This window comes from Runella sp. R5_40, assembly GCF_057652295.1.
Genome location: NZ_JBYFCH010000001.1, coordinates 511776 through 526684, shown reverse-complemented (window position 1 = coordinate 526684; position 14909 = coordinate 511776). Strand labels below are relative to the sequence as shown.

Annotated in this window: 14 protein-coding genes; 2 read left to right on the top strand and 12 right to left on the bottom strand. The window is 46.2% G+C overall.

Translation table 11 applies throughout. From position 1 onward, the window contains the following. Position 1: 1 nt before the first annotated feature. The 4 genes from AC23N5_RS02295 to AC23N5_RS02280 form a co-directional block, all read right to left on the bottom strand. Positions 2-1468 carry a TonB-dependent receptor gene (locus AC23N5_RS02295; RefSeq protein ID WP_487754335.1) on the bottom strand — a complete coding sequence of 489 codons (1467 nt, stop codon included), beginning with the start codon at positions 1466-1468 and terminating at the stop codon, positions 2-4. A gap of 138 nt (positions 1469-1606) precedes the next feature. Then, positions 1607-1825 carry a hypothetical protein gene (locus AC23N5_RS02290; protein WP_183978233.1) on the bottom strand — a complete coding sequence of 73 codons (219 nt, stop codon included), beginning with the start codon at positions 1823-1825 and terminating at the stop codon, positions 1607-1609. Between the two features lie 49 nt (positions 1826-1874). Next, entirely contained in the window at positions 1875-2276 is a 402-nt protein-coding gene (locus tag AC23N5_RS02285; protein ID WP_487754334.1) for a hypothetical protein, read from the bottom strand. A gap of 86 nt (positions 2277-2362) precedes the next feature. Further along, positions 2363-2926 carry an RNA polymerase sigma factor gene (locus tag AC23N5_RS02280; protein WP_183978237.1) on the bottom strand — a complete coding sequence of 188 codons (564 nt, stop codon included), beginning with the start codon at positions 2924-2926 and terminating at the stop codon, positions 2363-2365. Between the two features lie 122 nt (positions 2927-3048). Here AC23N5_RS02280 and gatC point away from each other — a divergent pair, with 122 nt between their 5' ends. Beyond that, positions 3049-3336: an Asp-tRNA(Asn)/Glu-tRNA(Gln) amidotransferase subunit GatC gene (gene gatC, locus AC23N5_RS02275; RefSeq protein ID WP_183978239.1), complete on the top strand. Its 288-nt coding sequence runs from the start codon at positions 3049-3051 to the stop codon at positions 3334-3336. 62 nt (positions 3337-3398) lie between these two features. On the opposite strand, the gene AC23N5_RS02270 is transcribed toward gatC, so the two are convergent. Continuing rightward, positions 3399-5195 (bottom strand): hypothetical protein, encoded by a 1797-nt coding sequence (locus AC23N5_RS02270; RefSeq protein ID WP_487754333.1) that lies wholly within the window; start codon positions 5193-5195, stop codon positions 3399-3401. A gap of 218 nt (positions 5196-5413) precedes the next feature. Here AC23N5_RS02270 and AC23N5_RS02265 point away from each other — a divergent pair, with 218 nt between their 5' ends. Continuing rightward, positions 5414-6241, top strand: coding sequence for a DUF2911 domain-containing protein (locus AC23N5_RS02265; RefSeq protein ID WP_487754332.1), 828 nt, complete (start codon positions 5414-5416; stop codon positions 6239-6241). A gap of 58 nt (positions 6242-6299) precedes the next feature. On the opposite strand, the gene AC23N5_RS02260 is transcribed toward AC23N5_RS02265, so the two are convergent. The 7 genes from AC23N5_RS02260 to AC23N5_RS02230 all read right to left on the bottom strand — a co-directional run bounded on the left by AC23N5_RS02260 (position 6300) and on the right by AC23N5_RS02230 (position 14904). Beyond that, a complete protein-coding gene (locus AC23N5_RS02260; protein ID WP_487754331.1) occupies positions 6300-9737 on the bottom strand; it encodes a 3-keto-alpha-glucoside-1,2-lyase-like domain-containing protein in 3438 nt (1145 codons plus the stop codon). Positions 9738-9852: 115 nt separating this feature from the next. Further along, complete coding sequence (locus tag AC23N5_RS02255; RefSeq protein ID WP_183978247.1) at positions 9853-11124, bottom strand: Gfo/Idh/MocA family oxidoreductase; 1272 nt, start codon at positions 11122-11124, stop codon at positions 9853-9855. Positions 11125-11268: 144 nt separating this feature from the next. Continuing rightward, the gene (locus tag AC23N5_RS02250) at positions 11269-11742 is read right to left on the bottom strand and encodes a hypothetical protein (protein ID WP_487754330.1); all 474 of its coding nucleotides are present in this window, start codon (positions 11740-11742) and stop codon (positions 11269-11271) included. A 4-nt stretch (positions 11743-11746) separates the two neighbouring features. Further along, positions 11747-11929: a hypothetical protein gene (locus tag AC23N5_RS02245; RefSeq protein ID WP_122932550.1), complete on the bottom strand. Its 183-nt coding sequence runs from the start codon at positions 11927-11929 to the stop codon at positions 11747-11749. 110 nt (positions 11930-12039) lie between these two features. After that, positions 12040-12867, bottom strand: a complete 828-nt coding sequence (locus AC23N5_RS02240) for an FkbM family methyltransferase (RefSeq protein WP_487754329.1) — start codon at positions 12865-12867, stop codon at positions 12040-12042. Positions 12868-13021: 154 nt separating this feature from the next. Next, positions 13022-13912 (bottom strand): ATP synthase F1 subunit gamma, encoded by an 891-nt coding sequence (gene atpG, locus AC23N5_RS02235; RefSeq protein ID WP_028523885.1) that lies wholly within the window; start codon positions 13910-13912, stop codon positions 13022-13024. A gap of 71 nt (positions 13913-13983) precedes the next feature. Then, positions 13984-14904: a class I SAM-dependent methyltransferase gene (locus AC23N5_RS02230; protein ID WP_183978251.1), complete on the bottom strand. Its 921-nt coding sequence runs from the start codon at positions 14902-14904 to the stop codon at positions 13984-13986. Between the last annotated feature and the right edge of the window lie 5 nt (positions 14905-14909).

Here is a 14909-nt window from a genome sequence, read left to right as displayed (position 1 = left end):
TCTACAAGTTCCCCACCGCTTGGTGAATATGCGCGGCCATTTTGGGTTCATACACTACGCACGGAAACCCAAACAGACACTTGTTTTTAATCATGTCGGCTACTTCGGTGGGTACGCTCTCTTCCCAACCAGGTTCGCCTCGCTTGATGAGTTCGAGAACGCGGTCGGTCGAAATCCGTAGGTTTTCTTCGTTGTAGTCGCGGATGTCCTCGATTTTATCATTGCACACCAAATAGTGGAAAAGCGGCTGCAAATTGGTGGACAACTCGAAGTTTTGGCAGTTGTACAGTTTTCCGTTTTTAAACGTAGGATACACAAACAGCTTCACGTTGCGACTAAACAAGGTCGAAAACGACTCCAAAATGCCGCCTGGGAGGTTTTGGTAATAACTTTCTTCAAAAATGTACTCCAAATTAGGAACTCCCAACACTAACCCAATTTTGAGGCGGGTGGTTTTGGCCAAAAAAGCCACCAAACGGTGATACTCGTGGTAGTTGGAAATCATTACCGTTTGACCAATCGAGCTCAGCACGTCCACGCGGTCGAGGAAATCCTTCTCGTTGATGTCTTTTTCGAGGCCACGGAGGTTTTGGAGCGTCAGCTCGGCTACCATCATCACTTTTTTCTCGTCCACGTCGGGTTCAGCCTTAAACTGTTTGAGGCCATTGCGAAGCATATCGATGTGGACGTTGGTGATGGGACGAAGCCGCCCGCGCAGTAGCAAAATATGTTTTTTGTAGAGGGCTTCCGACGGCTGCAATACCTGCCCGTCGGGGCCAAACATGGCTACTTCGGTAAAGCCGTGTTTGACCAAATACAAACTTAAAAGTCGGTTGTCAACGTGTTTAAAATCAGGTCCTTGAATCCGAATCATGTCGATATGGACACGGTCGGGGCCGAGGTCGTCCATCAACGACATCAACAACGTTTCGGGCGATTTGTAGTAATTAAAACAAGCATAAATCAAATTCACCCCAATCACCCCCAGGGCTTGTTGCTGCAAAATGCTGTCGTTGTCGAGCATTTTGATGTGAATCACCACGTCGTTATATGGGGCACGGGGCGTGAGTTGAAAACGCAGCCCGAGCCAGCCGTGACCTTCGTTGCTTTTTTGGTAATTGAGGGCAACGACGGTGTTGGCAAATGCAAAAAACAAACTATCGGCGCCGCGCTTTTCGGCCAAACGCTGTTCGACGAGGTCATACTCGTGCTGAATCATTTTCATCAAGCGCGATTCTACCACGTAGCGACCGCTGGGTTCGGGACCGTAAATTTCGTCGCTAAACTTCATGTCGTAGGCCGACATGGTTTTGGCGATGGTTCCTGAAGCACCTCCTGCCTTAAAAAAGTGAGCGGCAGTGTCTTGCCCCGCCCCGATTTCGGCAAAAGAGCCATAAATGCGGCGGTCTAAGTTGATGCGAAGGGCTTTTTGTTTGGTGCCGATGTGTTTATCGTACTTGATGCTCATGGGAAAGACGTTTGTTGATACCCAGTTTTATAATCTTTTCAAGGTTTTTTAAGACAATAGCTTGAAAAGAAAAGCGACTACTTGGTCTTGACAAAAATACAATAAACTCCCATATCAGCACGCTTGCTCGTGGACAAACTACTCTTTTTCTGACATAAAATATGCTACGATGGTATAGGCAACGCCTACTAAAATCACCCTGAAAAACCAGTTTATGATTGTTTCCATGGTCGAATGTGAATGTTCATTGACCTCAATCAACGCGTGGACAGCGTAAATGGCTACAAGGATAAATAATGCCCAACCAACGGGGGAGGTGGGCTTAAAAAAAATACCTTTTCGAACAAACCAGTGCATAAAAGTGGTGATTGTATAGTATATGGATGAAAAAATGAGCCTGAAAACATCAATGGAAATGCTGGAGAAGCGCGTGGAATCCGATGAAGAGGGCAGCTCCAAATCCCACAAAAATCAAGAAAAGATTCCAGAAACGTACTTTGACTGTGATGATAAGCTCACGGCGTTCGGCATCGTAAAGCACGTTGAGGAGCGAGAGCAGGTTCATCCCCGCCGCTACCATTGGAAAAAGTACAAAGACCAAAGGAGAAAACCAGCCGCCGTGCGAGCGGTCAAAGGCTTCGAGGGTGCTGAATAGCATGTCCAAGACGCGAATGCTACCGCCCGAGACGAGCTGCATGACAACGCAGGCCAGCAACAAACATGGAAGTGCCACCAGCCACCAGCCCATGGCCGCCGATTTGCGGGTGTTGAGGATGGGTAATTTTAAATACGCTTGATGTTCGGTCATCACCTGAGGTTTTTTTAGGTTTTGTAATTTTTTTTCGAATTCGTCCATTGGTTCCATGGCCAACTTGAGTTAAAGTGGTTGGGTAATTAGCCGCATTTTTGCCGTAAATAGTCGATGCCCCGCGACAATAGCGACTTGATGGTGCCTTCGGGTTTGTCTAAAATAAGACTGATTTCGGCAATGCTTTTTTCTTCAAAATACTTGAGCGCAATCACCTCTTGGTACTTGATGTCAAGGGTTTTGAGGTGACGTTGTACATCGGCAAATGCTTCATAGTCGGCCATTTGGCGCTCGGTTTCGTTCTTTTCGCGTTCAAAAACGGTGAGCAGTTCGCGGTCAGAAAGCATATCGTCCGATAACTGTCCAAACAAATCGGGGCGGTATTTTTGGTTACGAAAAAAGAGCTTGATTTCGTTGGTGGCAATTTTGTACAACCACGCCGAAATGTGGTGTCCTTCAAAACGGTATTTTTTTAGGTTTAAAAATGCCTTCAAGAACGTTTCGGCGGCCACATCGCGGGCAATGTCATAATCTCCTACCCGACGAAAAGCGTATCCAAAAATTTTGGAATAATACGCATCATAGAGATGCCCAAATGCTTGCGCATCGAGGGGTTGGGAGACGTTTATGGGGTCAGCGACGGTTTTCAAACTCAATAACAATTTGAATCCATAATGCAAGAGAAGAAAAAAGGTTGCAGTTTTCCACCAAAATAATTTTTGATTCCTTCAAATTGTGGATAAAGTGATAATTTTGTGGAAAAATTGAGAGAATGCAAATAGATAAAGATACGCTTCACAAGATTGCGCATTTGGCGCGTTTGGAAGTGAAACCCGAAGAAGAAGCTCCGTTGTTGAAAAGCCTAGAAAGCGTGTTGTCGTGGATGGAGCAGTTGGATGAATTGGATACGACAGATGTAGCACCTCTGACGCATATATCGGCCGAAATCAACGTGATGCGCGAAGATGTGGTCGGAAATCACTTGCCTAGAGAACAAGCGTTGGTCAATGCGCCTTCGCAAGACGGAACGTACTTCCGCGTGCCTAAGGTGATTGAATAAAAAACGGAACCTCCCGAAAGTTTTAAACTTTCGGGAGGTTTGAACTTTCGGGAAGTTGTATATTACACGGGCAAAACAATTTGCTGCACGGCTTCTTCAAACTGCGCCAACTCCGCCCGCATTTCATTTAAGTAGCTTTCGGCCTCGTTTTTGAGGTGAGGAATCAGCCGCTGATAGTACGAAATCCCCTCCAAAAGATTGGCTTTGAACAACTGTAGCGACCGAAGTTTTTTGGTCGTAAGCTGTTCGGTATTTTTCTTCAAATCTTTCTCAAAATAGTCGATGTACATCCGCAGTTCGTTCACAAACAAATTGGAACGCTTCACCGAATTGAGCAAATTAGTGCGTCCGTAAATGTGGTCTACCATTTGTTTGAACGAAAATATGCCCGAAAAATACGCCAAGTTAGGGCCTGGGCATACCGATACTGCTTTTAAGTTGTGGGCGGGGGCCAAACCGTCTTTCAACAAAGCCGAAGCACCTAGCCCTTCACATAAACAATCTTTTTCGACTACTGTCGCAAGTTGTGTTTCGTAGTCGGTGGTAGGTAGTCCTTGTTCTTGCAATTGCTTGATTTTGAGGTGCTGATACTGGCGAGAGGCGGCACAAATGGGGATTTCGGTAAACTCGGTATTGGACACCAGAAACTTCTTGTAGCAGGGACTTCCAGGGCGGTTTTTGGCAATGCGTTTTTCAATTTGCAGGTGCGCGGAGCTTTTACGAAAATTGTTGAACGGAATCCCAAGCGGCGACGCGTGACTCAAGTAATAATCGTCGGGCTTGGCCGTGGCGAGTTGATGAAGCGTGACCTCATCGACACTGGTTGCTTCAGGAACCAATAAAAACGGACTCCCCCAGCCAGTGGCGTCGGCTTGGTAGTAGTCGAGCAAAAATTGGTTTTCGTTGGCCGTGCCAATGCCTCCTTGTACCGTAATCCGAAGGTGTGGGACGGTCGCAAAGGTGGGTACTCCCTTGGCAGTTAGGGCTTGGTTGCAAAGCGTCCAAAGTTCTTCGGCAAGGGCTTCGCGGTTGTTTTTGAACTCCTCCATGATGGGGCCTAACAACAAGCCGTCGGTAGCGAACGCGTGCCCGCCGCAGTTGAGGCCCGATTCAATCCGAAATTCGGAAACCCATAAACCTTTTTTTGCTAATATTTTTCCTTGTGTAAGCGCTGAACGGTAGTCGCTTACTTTTAGGATAATTTTTTTCTTCAACCGCCCCGTTTCGTCGGGCAAAAAGTCGGGGAAGGTGTCGATGTAAGCGTACAAACGCGGGTTGTAACCTGCCGAAAACACCACTGACGATTCCAATTCGCTGGTAGCAAATCCGCGTAAACTCGACAACGCATCCGAAAACTCTTTTGGAAGCATTTCGCCGTCTTTGGTGTAGGTATTACGATCGACTTTGGACATAATATTGACGTCGATAGCCCCTGCTTTTACTTCGCTCCGAAGTTGTTCTTGAAGCTCTACTTTGGCAGGGCCGTCTTCGAGCGTTGTCATTTTCTGGTAAATAAACTTGACGGGTGAGTCGTCAGGAAGGAGTTCAAAGTACTTCACGAGGTCGTTTCCAAGGGAAAAAGGAAGGTTTCGCAACGTTTCGATTTGTTGTTTGACGATACGATTGACCAAGTTGAGGTACGACGCAATCCGACGCGCGCGGTAATCTTCTTCGTGGGGAGCGATGGGGGCAAAAGAATCGTTTACCCACGGACTGTATAATTCGCGGAGGCGTTCCATGAGTTCGTCTTCGATGATTGAAATCACCGACGAAATCCCGTAACGAGCGACTTTAATGGGTGTTTCCATTGTAAACCCCAGCCCCATGACAGGAATATGAAAGGTGTGTTGTTTGGCCATGTGAAAGCAGTTGTTAGTAAAATCAAAAACATAGATACGCAAGCATACCTCTTCAAAAGTCGCGATATTCTGCGGGGGAAAAGATGACGTAGGTCAGGAAAAGTAGGATTAAAAACGTAGGCAGGTGAATTTTTTAGCCTCCGAATGAGTTTGTAGAATAGCTAATAGCCTATCGAATGTATTAGTTTATTTCCCAAAACAAAATCCTAAAAATTCAAATGAAAAAAGTCGCTGTACTTCTTTTGTCCCTCATTTCGTTGGGGTCAATGGCGCAAGGAATCAAGACGCCTGCTCCTAGTCCAACCCAAACCCTCAAGCAAGATTTTGCTCTTTCTTCTATCGAAATCAACTACTCACGCCCTGCTGCGAAAGGCCGTAAAGTATTTGGTGACTTAGTGCCTTTTGGAAAAATCTGGAGAACAGGTGCCAATGGCGCTACTAAAATCACGTTTGGCGAAGATGTAAAAGTAGGTGGAATGCCCGTAAAAGCAGGTTCGTATGCTATCTATTCGGTGCCAAATGCTAATGAATGGGAAATCATCATCAACAAAGGCGCAAACAACTCAGGTTTGACAGGTTACAAAACGGAAGACGACGTAGCTCGTTTTAAAGTGAAGCCTATGCAATTGCCAATGAACATTGAATCGTTCACAATTTTGTTGGGCAACTTAACGGCTTCATCAGCAAGTGTACAAATTTTGTGGGAGACGACAGCGGTAGAATTCCCCGTTGTAGCCGACATCGACAGCAAAATCATGGCGCAAATCAACTCGGCCATGACCGTAGATAGCCGTCCCTATTTCCAAGCGGCTAGTTATTATTTCGACAACGGAAAAGACAATACCAAAGCGTTGGAGTGGGCAAATAAAGCGGTAGAAGCGCAGCCTACGGCGTTTTGGGTAATGCACTTGAAAGCTAAAATCCAAGCAAAAGCAGGTGACAAAGCAGGCGCAAAAGCAACTGCGATGAAGTCGATTGAATTGGCCAAAGAAGCTAAAAATGACGACTACGTAGTGCTTAATCAAAAATTGATTGCTACACTTTAGTCTTTAAATGAGTTAGTTGGAGATGATTACACCTCCAACTAACTCTCATATTCTCCTTCTATTTTTTCTTCCGTTTTTTCTTATCAGTCGGAGCAGGTTCTGGGGCGGGTTGTTCAACGGGCGGAACCACCGTCAAATCTTTTACGCGAATGTTGCGGAAACGAACCACATCGCCGTGCCCCAAAAAGCCGATGTATCCCGAAGTACGGTTCAACCCTGGGTGTTCGCGGTGGTCGGCAGTTCCATTTTTAGAAGCTTCAGCTAGGTCGCCGTCCAAAATGACCGTTCCGTTGAGGGTTACTTTTATTTTTGATCCTTTTACTACTACTTCTTGGTAGTTCCATTGTCCAAGCGGTTTGTGGAACCCTCGTTTGGCAGGAATAATTCCGTAAGCCGAGCCGTGGTACTGGTAAGGCTGCAACGACTTATAAATCTCCGCGTCGTTGTCCAAAATCTGTAATTCAGTCATGCCCACATAAGCCGCATCGCCTTGGAGTGGAGCGCGTATTCCTAGGCCGTTGTTGGCGCCAGGTGTCAGTTGGAACTCAAAACGGAACTCAAAATCGCTGTATTCGTCTTTGGTATAAAGATTGCCTTTTCCACCACGGTTAGGATAAATCACCATATCGCCGTTTTCGATGATGTAGTCGGTGGTGTTTCCTTGCCATTCAAACATGTTGGTGCCATCAAATAATACTTTGAAACCGTCGTTTTTCTCTTGCTCACTCAATACAAATGGCTCAGGACTAGGCAATTCTTTGACATAAATGTCGCGGTAGGCTACCAACGTTCCATGGGCTTGAAGTTCAAGCTGCTCGCTGGCAAAAATGGGAAGTTTTCTATCCCAATAATTTTCCAAAATCACGTTGTCCACCACTAACTCACCGTTCAAATACACCGTCACGCGGTCGCCTTTCATGATAATACGGAAGGTGTTCCAGTCACCAATCGCATTGTCGGCTACTTTGAGTGGCTTGCTTGGGTTCTTTTGGTTGTTGTACAATCCTCCCGAACCAACTTGCGCACCCACCTCTACGCGTGATGTATCCCAAACTTGCACTTGAGGAGAGCCGCGTAAATAAATACCTGCGTCGCCTTTGGGTTCGATTTTCCAGTCCACAAACATCTCAAAATCGCGGTATTTTTTCACCGTACAGAGGTTATCGCCGTGGCCCGTGAAAACCAAATCACCCTCTTTGACGACCCAGCCTTTGCGCATGTTTTCGTCGGCTTTGAGTTGCTTGGCGGCGAGTGTATCGGGGTGCATTTTGGCGCGGGCAATTGGGTTGGCGACCAATCCTTTCCAGCCTGTCAGGTCTTTTCCATTAAACAATGAGACAAAGCCATCTCCCGCAGGAAGCTCGGCCAAATGTTTGCGCACTGCTTCTTTCTGCGCATCGCTAGAGGCAAAGTTGAGGGCTTTGTTAAGGTAAGAACGAACGGTCGTACCGTTGAAGTCTTTGTTGGATAGCGCAGCATTGATGACCACTTGGGCGGCTGTTTGTTGGAGAGAAGCATCGTCTAAGTAAGGGCCTGCCAGCAAGAGTGCATTGAACGTACGGTTGCGCACCAATTCTTTTAAAACACTTTCTTTTTGTGCCGATGTTTTGGCGATGGACAAGGCTTCGCGCAGTGAAAGTACACGCTGGGTTGGGTTTTGTTTCGATGCCGTTACCGCGCGGATAATTCCTGCCACGGCTTGCTCGGTGACAGAGGCATCGGTCGCGCTTTTCCCAATGTTGTGCAACTCAGGAATGGCACTTACATCCGACCAATTGGCCAGCGCAGAAAGTGCTGCTTGTTGGGCTGAACCTGAGCCATTGGTAAAAGAAGAACTCACAAATTGCAACGCTTTACGGGTGCCAATGTTGGCCAAAACGCGCAAATACGCGGGCTTTTTCTCTGCACTTACGTTGTTGATTTGACCCAATAAAAGTTGGGTTTGTTGATTAGCATTTCCTGTACCTTTGAGGGCAGCGGTGATGGCTTCTTGAGTGGCAAGCAGCTCAGTAGGTGCCGAAACCGTGCCTAATAGTTCGTACAAGGTTGGTAAATCCTTCGGCATCGAAACGCGCTTGAGGGCAGAAAAAGCCGCATTCTTAACGCTGGGGTCGTTATTCTTTAATTGTCCTACTACCACGTCAATTTTTGAATCAGCCGCGCGGGCAGCCAAAAACTCAAGCAAAGCCACTTGGGCGTTGGCTGGTTGTGTCGGCAGTGCCGTGGCTACTTGATTGACCACATTGTCTCCTTTGAGCGACAAAAGCGCCGTTTTTACGGCCTTCACTTCGTCGTCTGAGCTTTTTTTCAAGACGTCCAATAAGTTCTTTAAGACGCTTTCTTGGCCAATCTTTGCGGAAGCGCCAATCGCCGCAATTTTAACCACACTTACTTTGCTAGAAAGTTGCTTGAGGAGAGCAGGAAGTGCCGTTTTGGCGTCGGCTTGTCCTAACATCGTAATCACCTCGGCTTGGGCTTCGGGTTTGAAACGTGGCAAAGCGGCTATCCATTGTTGCGTATTGGCGGGAGTAAGGAACTTTTGAGCCAGTTTCAAAGCGGCAATTCGCTCCTCAATGGCAGGACTAGCTACTGCTTTTTGGAGACTTGGGACGCTCAACGCTCCTTGTGCATCGGCCAAAATTTTCAAGGCAGCCGTGCGAGTAGGCGTTTGTTTGTCGGAGATGGCATTCTTTAAGAGCGCAGTAGCGCTTTTAACCGCCAACGCTTTTTGGCCATTTTCAACCAAACGTTCTAAATAGACAAGGTACGACGAGGTAGCGTTCGCGACGTCGTATGAATAATTGGCTTTAGCAGCGGCATTCGATAACGTATATACAGAGGTGTTACCCCCAATTTGGGCCAAAGCGTAAAGTGTTACCTTTTGCAAATTGCCCGTAGCACCCGCAGCGATTCGCTCAATGGCAGGGGCGGCGTCGCTAACTTTGGCGTCGCCAAGGGCTTCGATGAGGGAGATTTGTGCCTCACCCGTTGCGGTGGAAAGCGCTTGGTTCAAGGCTTTTGTTGCTTGAGCGGTTCCAATTTTACCAAGGGCGCGTGCGGCAGGGCCACTCAATTGTGCGTCTGTCAAGTAGTTGGCCAACGTGCCTACGACCTCGTCTTTTCCCACTTGTTGAAGTTGAAAAATCAGAAAAGCTTGGTTGTTTTTATCGCTCACGCGGGGTAGTGCTTCGGCGTAGGCTTCGGCCGCCATTTTCCGCCATTCTTCCTTGCCAGCTTGGGTAACGTAATACGTAAAGCCACCGATTGCATATTGTACTTTTGCGTGTTCTGTTTTATCGGGCGATGAAAGTTGTGAAGCCAGTGCAGTAATTCCAGTTTTGCCAAGCGCGGCCATGTCGTCCATGTTTTTTTGCTGCTGTTTGGCGTTTTGGGAGGGAAATTGCCGTAAAAGATTGGTAATTCGGGCATCCACCTGCGCCATGGCAGCGGTGGTACTTAGCCAGAGTCCTAAAAGTAAATGTATGGTATATTTCATAGAAAGTCGAAGTTTTAATTTTGCAATTTGAAAATGAGCAAATTTGAAAATGAAGTGCTAAATTGTCTCAGTAGTCATTCTTCAAATTTTCAAATTACCACATTATCTAATTAATTTACATAGTCCAAGGGCCGCGCATGGGTTGGTCGATGAGGCGGTTGGCCCCTTCGTCGTCCACAAACAGCTGCTTAACAGGGTCAAATTTGAGCGAGCGACCCAAACGCAATGCCGTTAATCCCATGTTGACAATCGTGCAAGAACGGTGGCCGTTTTCTTCGTTGAGCGCAAATTTTTGACGTTTTCTTACCGCTTCGGCAAAGTCCGTTACTTGAGGTTCGGGGTCGGGGAAAGCAGCTAGTTTTTTCTCCAAATCAGGAATATCTGACCTGAAATTGGGGTAAAGCTTGCCTTTTGGCCCTTCGATGTACGGAACGTTTTCGTCTTTTCCTTCGCCGTCGAGGATGATTTTACAGCCGTCGGCGTAGGTGTATTCGATACGGCGCCAAGTACCTACGGCGTCCGTATGTTGCTGTGGCGCATCAATTTCCACGCTGATGGGGCTGGTATCGTCTTTTCCTAGGAAATACTGGATAGGGTCTAAGTAATGTTGCCCCATGTCGCCCAAGCCACCGCCGTCGTAGTCCCAGTAACCACGGAAGGTATTATGGACGCGGTGGGTGTTGTAGGGTTTGTATTGCGCAGGGCCGAGCCACATGTCGTAGTCGAGGTCGGCGGGAACGGGTTCGGGCGTTAGGTCGGTTTTGCCTACCCAGTAAAACTTCCAATCGAAGCCCGTGTGGCGGCTTACGGTGACCTTGAGCGGCCAACCCAATAGCCCACTTTCTACCAGTTTTTTGATGGGTCGAACGGTAGAGTTCATGCCATAAAAGTTGGACTCGAACCGAAACCAAGTATTGAGGCGGAAAATCCGACCGTGTTGCTGTACGGCTTCTACCAAACGTTTCCCTTCGCCGATGGTTCGGGTCATGGGTTTTTCGCACCATACGTCTTTGCCTGCGCGGGCGGCGTCGGCGGCAATGATACCGTGCCAGTGAGGGGGAGTCGCCACGTGAACAATGTCCACTTCGGGCAATTGAATCAGTTCTCGGTAATCCCCAAAGGTTTTTACGCCAGAGGCATTGGTGCCCAGTTCATCGAGGGCTAGTTTGATGTGTCGTTTGTCCACATCGCACACGGCCACTACCCGCGTTCCTGCGTACGGAATATGGCCGCGGCCCATGCCGCCTACGCCGACGATTCCTTTGGTAAGTTGGTCGCTAGGAGCGAGATAGCCTTTGCCCAGCACATGCCGAGGCACAATAGAAAACGTGGCTAAGGTAGCCAGCGAACCTTTGAGAAATTTTCTCCGAGAAGTCTGTGAGGTCATAGCAGATAGTCAATTAGGTGCTTATGTCAGTAAGGCAACAGTGACTATACATTACTCATTTTTTTTAAAATAAGGCCAAGGGTTATTGAAGAAAAATAGAAAAGGGGGAAGGGCTAACCCTTCGGATTTTGTGTATCTCACTTCTCAAAGCAAATGTGCAATATCGGACAGGTCTTTTGGTCTGCCTGTTATTTTCTTGTCTGCTATTAAGTCCTCGCGACTTATGAATGGAATCTCAAGCTCATTTCCAGTAAAGATTTCTCTCCTGATATACGATTCGCTGAATTTTAAAGGAGCATTTATTCGAGGTAAGCAATCGAGCGTGTAATTATCAAATTCAAACTTGAAAAACGATTTTTTCGGATCTGGATTAACCTCATTAAGATAGGAAGTTATATCCTTTCCGAGGTCTTTTACAGCGTTAAGAAGAGAATAGTAATTTTCATAATTCGGGTTGTACCAAATATCAATATCAGGTTTTTCAGTAATTTCACCAGCGATATTAGTAGAAAGTCTGCTGTGGCCATAGAAAGCGACTGCCATGCCTCCAACAACTAAGAATTGTACATGGTGCTTATTTAAAGATGTGAAGATGGAGGAAATAGGGCTATCACTCATACTATCATTTAGAGGTAGGCTTACGGCTTTTTGAAGCTATTTTTTTTGCATGCTCCTCCCTAACAAACCCCATAAAGGTATCAAACATAGTATGGCGTTCCATTACTTCAGTAGCATTAGTTGGGTTTATTGAAGTAGAGTTGATTTTCATTTCATGAAAGCTACTGTATTTTTCTTTCTTTTTCATGTAAAAGTCATTTTTCTTTTGTACAAATATATAAAATAAGTGGGGAAAGCACTTATAACGTGAATCACAAACACAGTCTGTCTTCTCGAAGACAGGCTGTGTCCATTTGCTTACTTAGGCGTGGCGTAAATATTAATGGTTTTTTTCCATTTTGTAATTTCTTCCTTGGTGTTGATTGGAATGACCTCAGCCGTTGTTTCAAACGCTTCAACGTAATAAATTTCGTATCCGTGTTGGGCAATCGTGGTAAAAAGCTCCATTTTGTCGGTATCGGTATTTTTACCAAAGCTCTCAGCGATAATCACGGGTTTATACTGAGCAATCAAATCAGCAATCGACTTGAGAATTTCTTTGTCATAGCCTTCGGTATCTACCTTAATAAACGACAACTTAGGCAACGATTCGGCATAATTTTTTTCTAAAAATTGCTTCATTGGCACCCCTTTGATTTTTTCGGGATGGACAAATTTACCATGACGACTCTCTTTGGTGGGCGAAATCCCTCCGTTGACAAACGAAGCTTCGGAAGAAATAAAATAAAACTCTTCTTCTTGCACCGAAATAGCAAACGGCAAAGGATGAATCGTTGCTTTATCCCGATTGAGCAAAGCATTTTCCTGTAGAATTTTAAAGACGTACGGATTTGGGTCAAACCCTAAAACAAGACCTTTCTGACCAGCAGCTAAGCCCATCGGAACGGTAGTATCTCCGATGTTGGCACCAATATCAATGGCCAAATCCCCTTCTTTGATAAACTGACGGAAAAAATCTACCGTTTCTTGTTTGAGTCCAAGTGGTGTCATAAATGGATTTGTCCATTCGGCAAAGTCAACTTTACCTTCTTTTTCCAAATGATATTGATGAATATGTGACGGGTACTCTTTGGTAAAACGCCGAGCTACTTTTCGCCGAAACGAATTTTTTAAATACGTGAGCATGTAGAGTGTAATGGTTTTAATACAGTAGTTGAATTCGGAGATAAGCTACAGGTTTTTCTTGATATAAACTAATAATACTTTTTATTTTAATTATTAGGTAACAAAAAAGCCTGTCTCCTCAAAGACAGGCTTTCAAATATAAAATCGTTGGGGATTAGCCTTGCGATAATGCTTCGGCACCACCCACGATTTCGAGGATTTCTTTGGTAATGGCCGCTTGGCGTGAGCGGTTGTATTCCAAACGCAACGCTTTCAAAAGCTCTTGGGCGTTGTCGGTGGCTTTGTCCATCGCCGTCATACGCGCACCGTGTTCCGAAGCGTTTGATTCGAGTACGGCACGGTACAATTGAATTTTGAGCGTTTTAGGAATCAAATCTTGCACGATTTGCTCTTCTGAGGGCTCAAATACGTAGTTAGCACCCGAAGCGGATACATTTTGTGATGCTGTTTCGTCAGCGACGATAGGCAAAAACTGCTCGGTACGGATGATTTGGGTTGCAACGTTTTTAAATTCGTTGAAAACCACTTCTACCGCGTCGTATTTTCCAGCTTCAAAGTCGGCCATGATGCTTTCAGCGGCTTCTTTTACGACGCCAAAGCTCAAACGAGTATATACATCCATGTAGGTTGTATTTACGTTGAAGCCCCTGCGCTGAAATGCCTCACCTCCTTTTTTTCCCAACGCCAAAATTTCTACGTTGCCTTTGGCAGCTTGCGTAGCGTATTTTTCGTTGATGAGCAGGTTGGCGGCTTTAGCGATATTGGAATTGAACGCCCCACAAAGGCCACGATCAGAAGTAACAGTGACAATCAACACTTTTTCTACCGAACGGACCTGCTTAAATGGGCTTTCTGCGGCGGTTTCAGCTCCCGCTGATACCGTTGCAAGCATTTCACTCAACTTCTTGGCGTAAGGGCGCATCTGAATGATGGCGTCTTGCGCACGGCGAAGTTTAGCGGCGGCCACCATTTTCATGGCCTTCGTAATTTGTTGCGTCGAGTTAACCGACGTGATTCTACTGCGAACTTCCTTCAGTGAAGCCATTGTGTGTTACCGTTAACTGTTATTTGTTAATAGTTTCCGTACAGGATAAAACTATTTAAACTTACTGCTTTTTACTTGGTTTTTCTCAGCCATATACTCGACCCTCGTCCACGCGTGGCGTAGGTTGGCATGTGCTGAGCTAACCACTCTGAATGAAACGTTTGAAGAAAATCGTTGTAAAACAACACTTCAAACTGGTTTTGGTACATCAAAAATGCCCGCATCATGTAGGCTTCGTTCCAGCCAAAACGCCCGTTTCCGTCGATTACCCACGCTTTGGGGTACTCAAAAGGATAAAATACGTCGTGAACGTGAACGATAACCCCAGGTTGGAGGCGAGGGAATATCTCAAACAAGAAATAGTTGACGTCGCTTCCTGTTTTTGAGACGTGGGTCGAATCAATAAACAGGATGTCGTTTTCGCCTAATTGCTCAAAATACGTCACAGGAATATCCTGCAATGTTTTTTCAAAAATGGTTGTCTGTTGGCGGTCGGCGGGTGTCAACAACGAATACAAACGGTCGGGATAAGGCTCAATAAACGTGAACTTTACGCTTTGGTTCAAAAACCGTTCGTTGGTATCCAACATCACAGCCGACGAAAACCCAGACCCTGCTTCAATGATGTGCTTGGGCTTAAAGTGCCGCATCATGCAATGCAGCGTGGTGGCGTCGGCGTGAATAAAATATTTATTAACAAAATAATACCGAAAGCCTTCTTGGGGGTTGTCCGTAAACGGAACACTCCCAAAGTAAGACGAGGCAAACGTCTGCATCAAGGCGACTTGCGCTTCTTCGCGAAGATCAATACCTGGCAACGTCCGTGGCGGAGGTGTGGGGTAAATCTGTTCTTCACGTTTACGTATTTCGTCCACCGATACAATCGGGCTATAAAAGTGCCCTGCGGGTACCCGTGTGCGATATTTTCCGATAAATCGGGCTACGTCCCCAATGAGGGGCGTAGCCTTTACGATTTCTTTGATGCGAGACATTCGAT

Bases quoted from the DNA above. Each gene is read 5' to 3' on its own strand.
- AC23N5_RS02295 (WP_487754335.1), bottom strand. From the start codon at position 1,468: ATGAGCATCAAGTACGATAAACACATCGGCACCAAACAAAAAGCCCTT.
- AC23N5_RS02290 (WP_183978233.1), bottom strand. From the start codon at position 1,825: ATGCACTGGTTTGTTCGAAAAGGTATTTTTTTTAAGCCCACCTCCCCC.
- AC23N5_RS02285 (WP_487754334.1), bottom strand. From the start codon at position 2,276: ATGACCGAACATCAAGCGTATTTAAAATTACCCATCCTCAACACCCGC.
- gatC (WP_183978239.1), top strand. From the start codon at position 3,049: ATGCAAATAGATAAAGATACGCTTCACAAGATTGCGCATTTGGCGCGT.
- AC23N5_RS02270 (WP_487754333.1), bottom strand. From the start codon at position 5,195: ATGGCCAAACAACACACCTTTCATATTCCTGTCATGGGGCTGGGGTTT.
- AC23N5_RS02265 (WP_487754332.1), top strand. From the start codon at position 5,414: ATGAAAAAAGTCGCTGTACTTCTTTTGTCCCTCATTTCGTTGGGGTCA.
- AC23N5_RS02260 (WP_487754331.1), bottom strand. From the start codon at position 9,737: ATGAAATATACCATACATTTACTTTTAGGACTCTGGCTAAGTACCACC.
- AC23N5_RS02255 (WP_183978247.1), bottom strand. From the start codon at position 11,124: ATGACCTCACAGACTTCTCGGAGAAAATTTCTCAAAGGTTCGCTGGCT.
- AC23N5_RS02250 (WP_487754330.1), bottom strand. From the start codon at position 11,742: ATGAGTGATAGCCCTATTTCCTCCATCTTCACATCTTTAAATAAGCAC.
- AC23N5_RS02245 (WP_122932550.1), bottom strand. From the start codon at position 11,929: ATGAAAAAGAAAGAAAAATACAGTAGCTTTCATGAAATGAAAATCAAC.
- AC23N5_RS02240 (WP_487754329.1), bottom strand. From the start codon at position 12,867: ATGCTCACGTATTTAAAAAATTCGTTTCGGCGAAAAGTAGCTCGGCGT.
- atpG (WP_028523885.1), bottom strand. From the start codon at position 13,912: ATGGCTTCACTGAAGGAAGTTCGCAGTAGAATCACGTCGGTTAACTCG.
- AC23N5_RS02230 (WP_183978251.1), bottom strand. From the start codon at position 14,904: ATGTCTCGCATCAAAGAAATCGTAAAGGCTACGCCCCTCATTGGGGAC.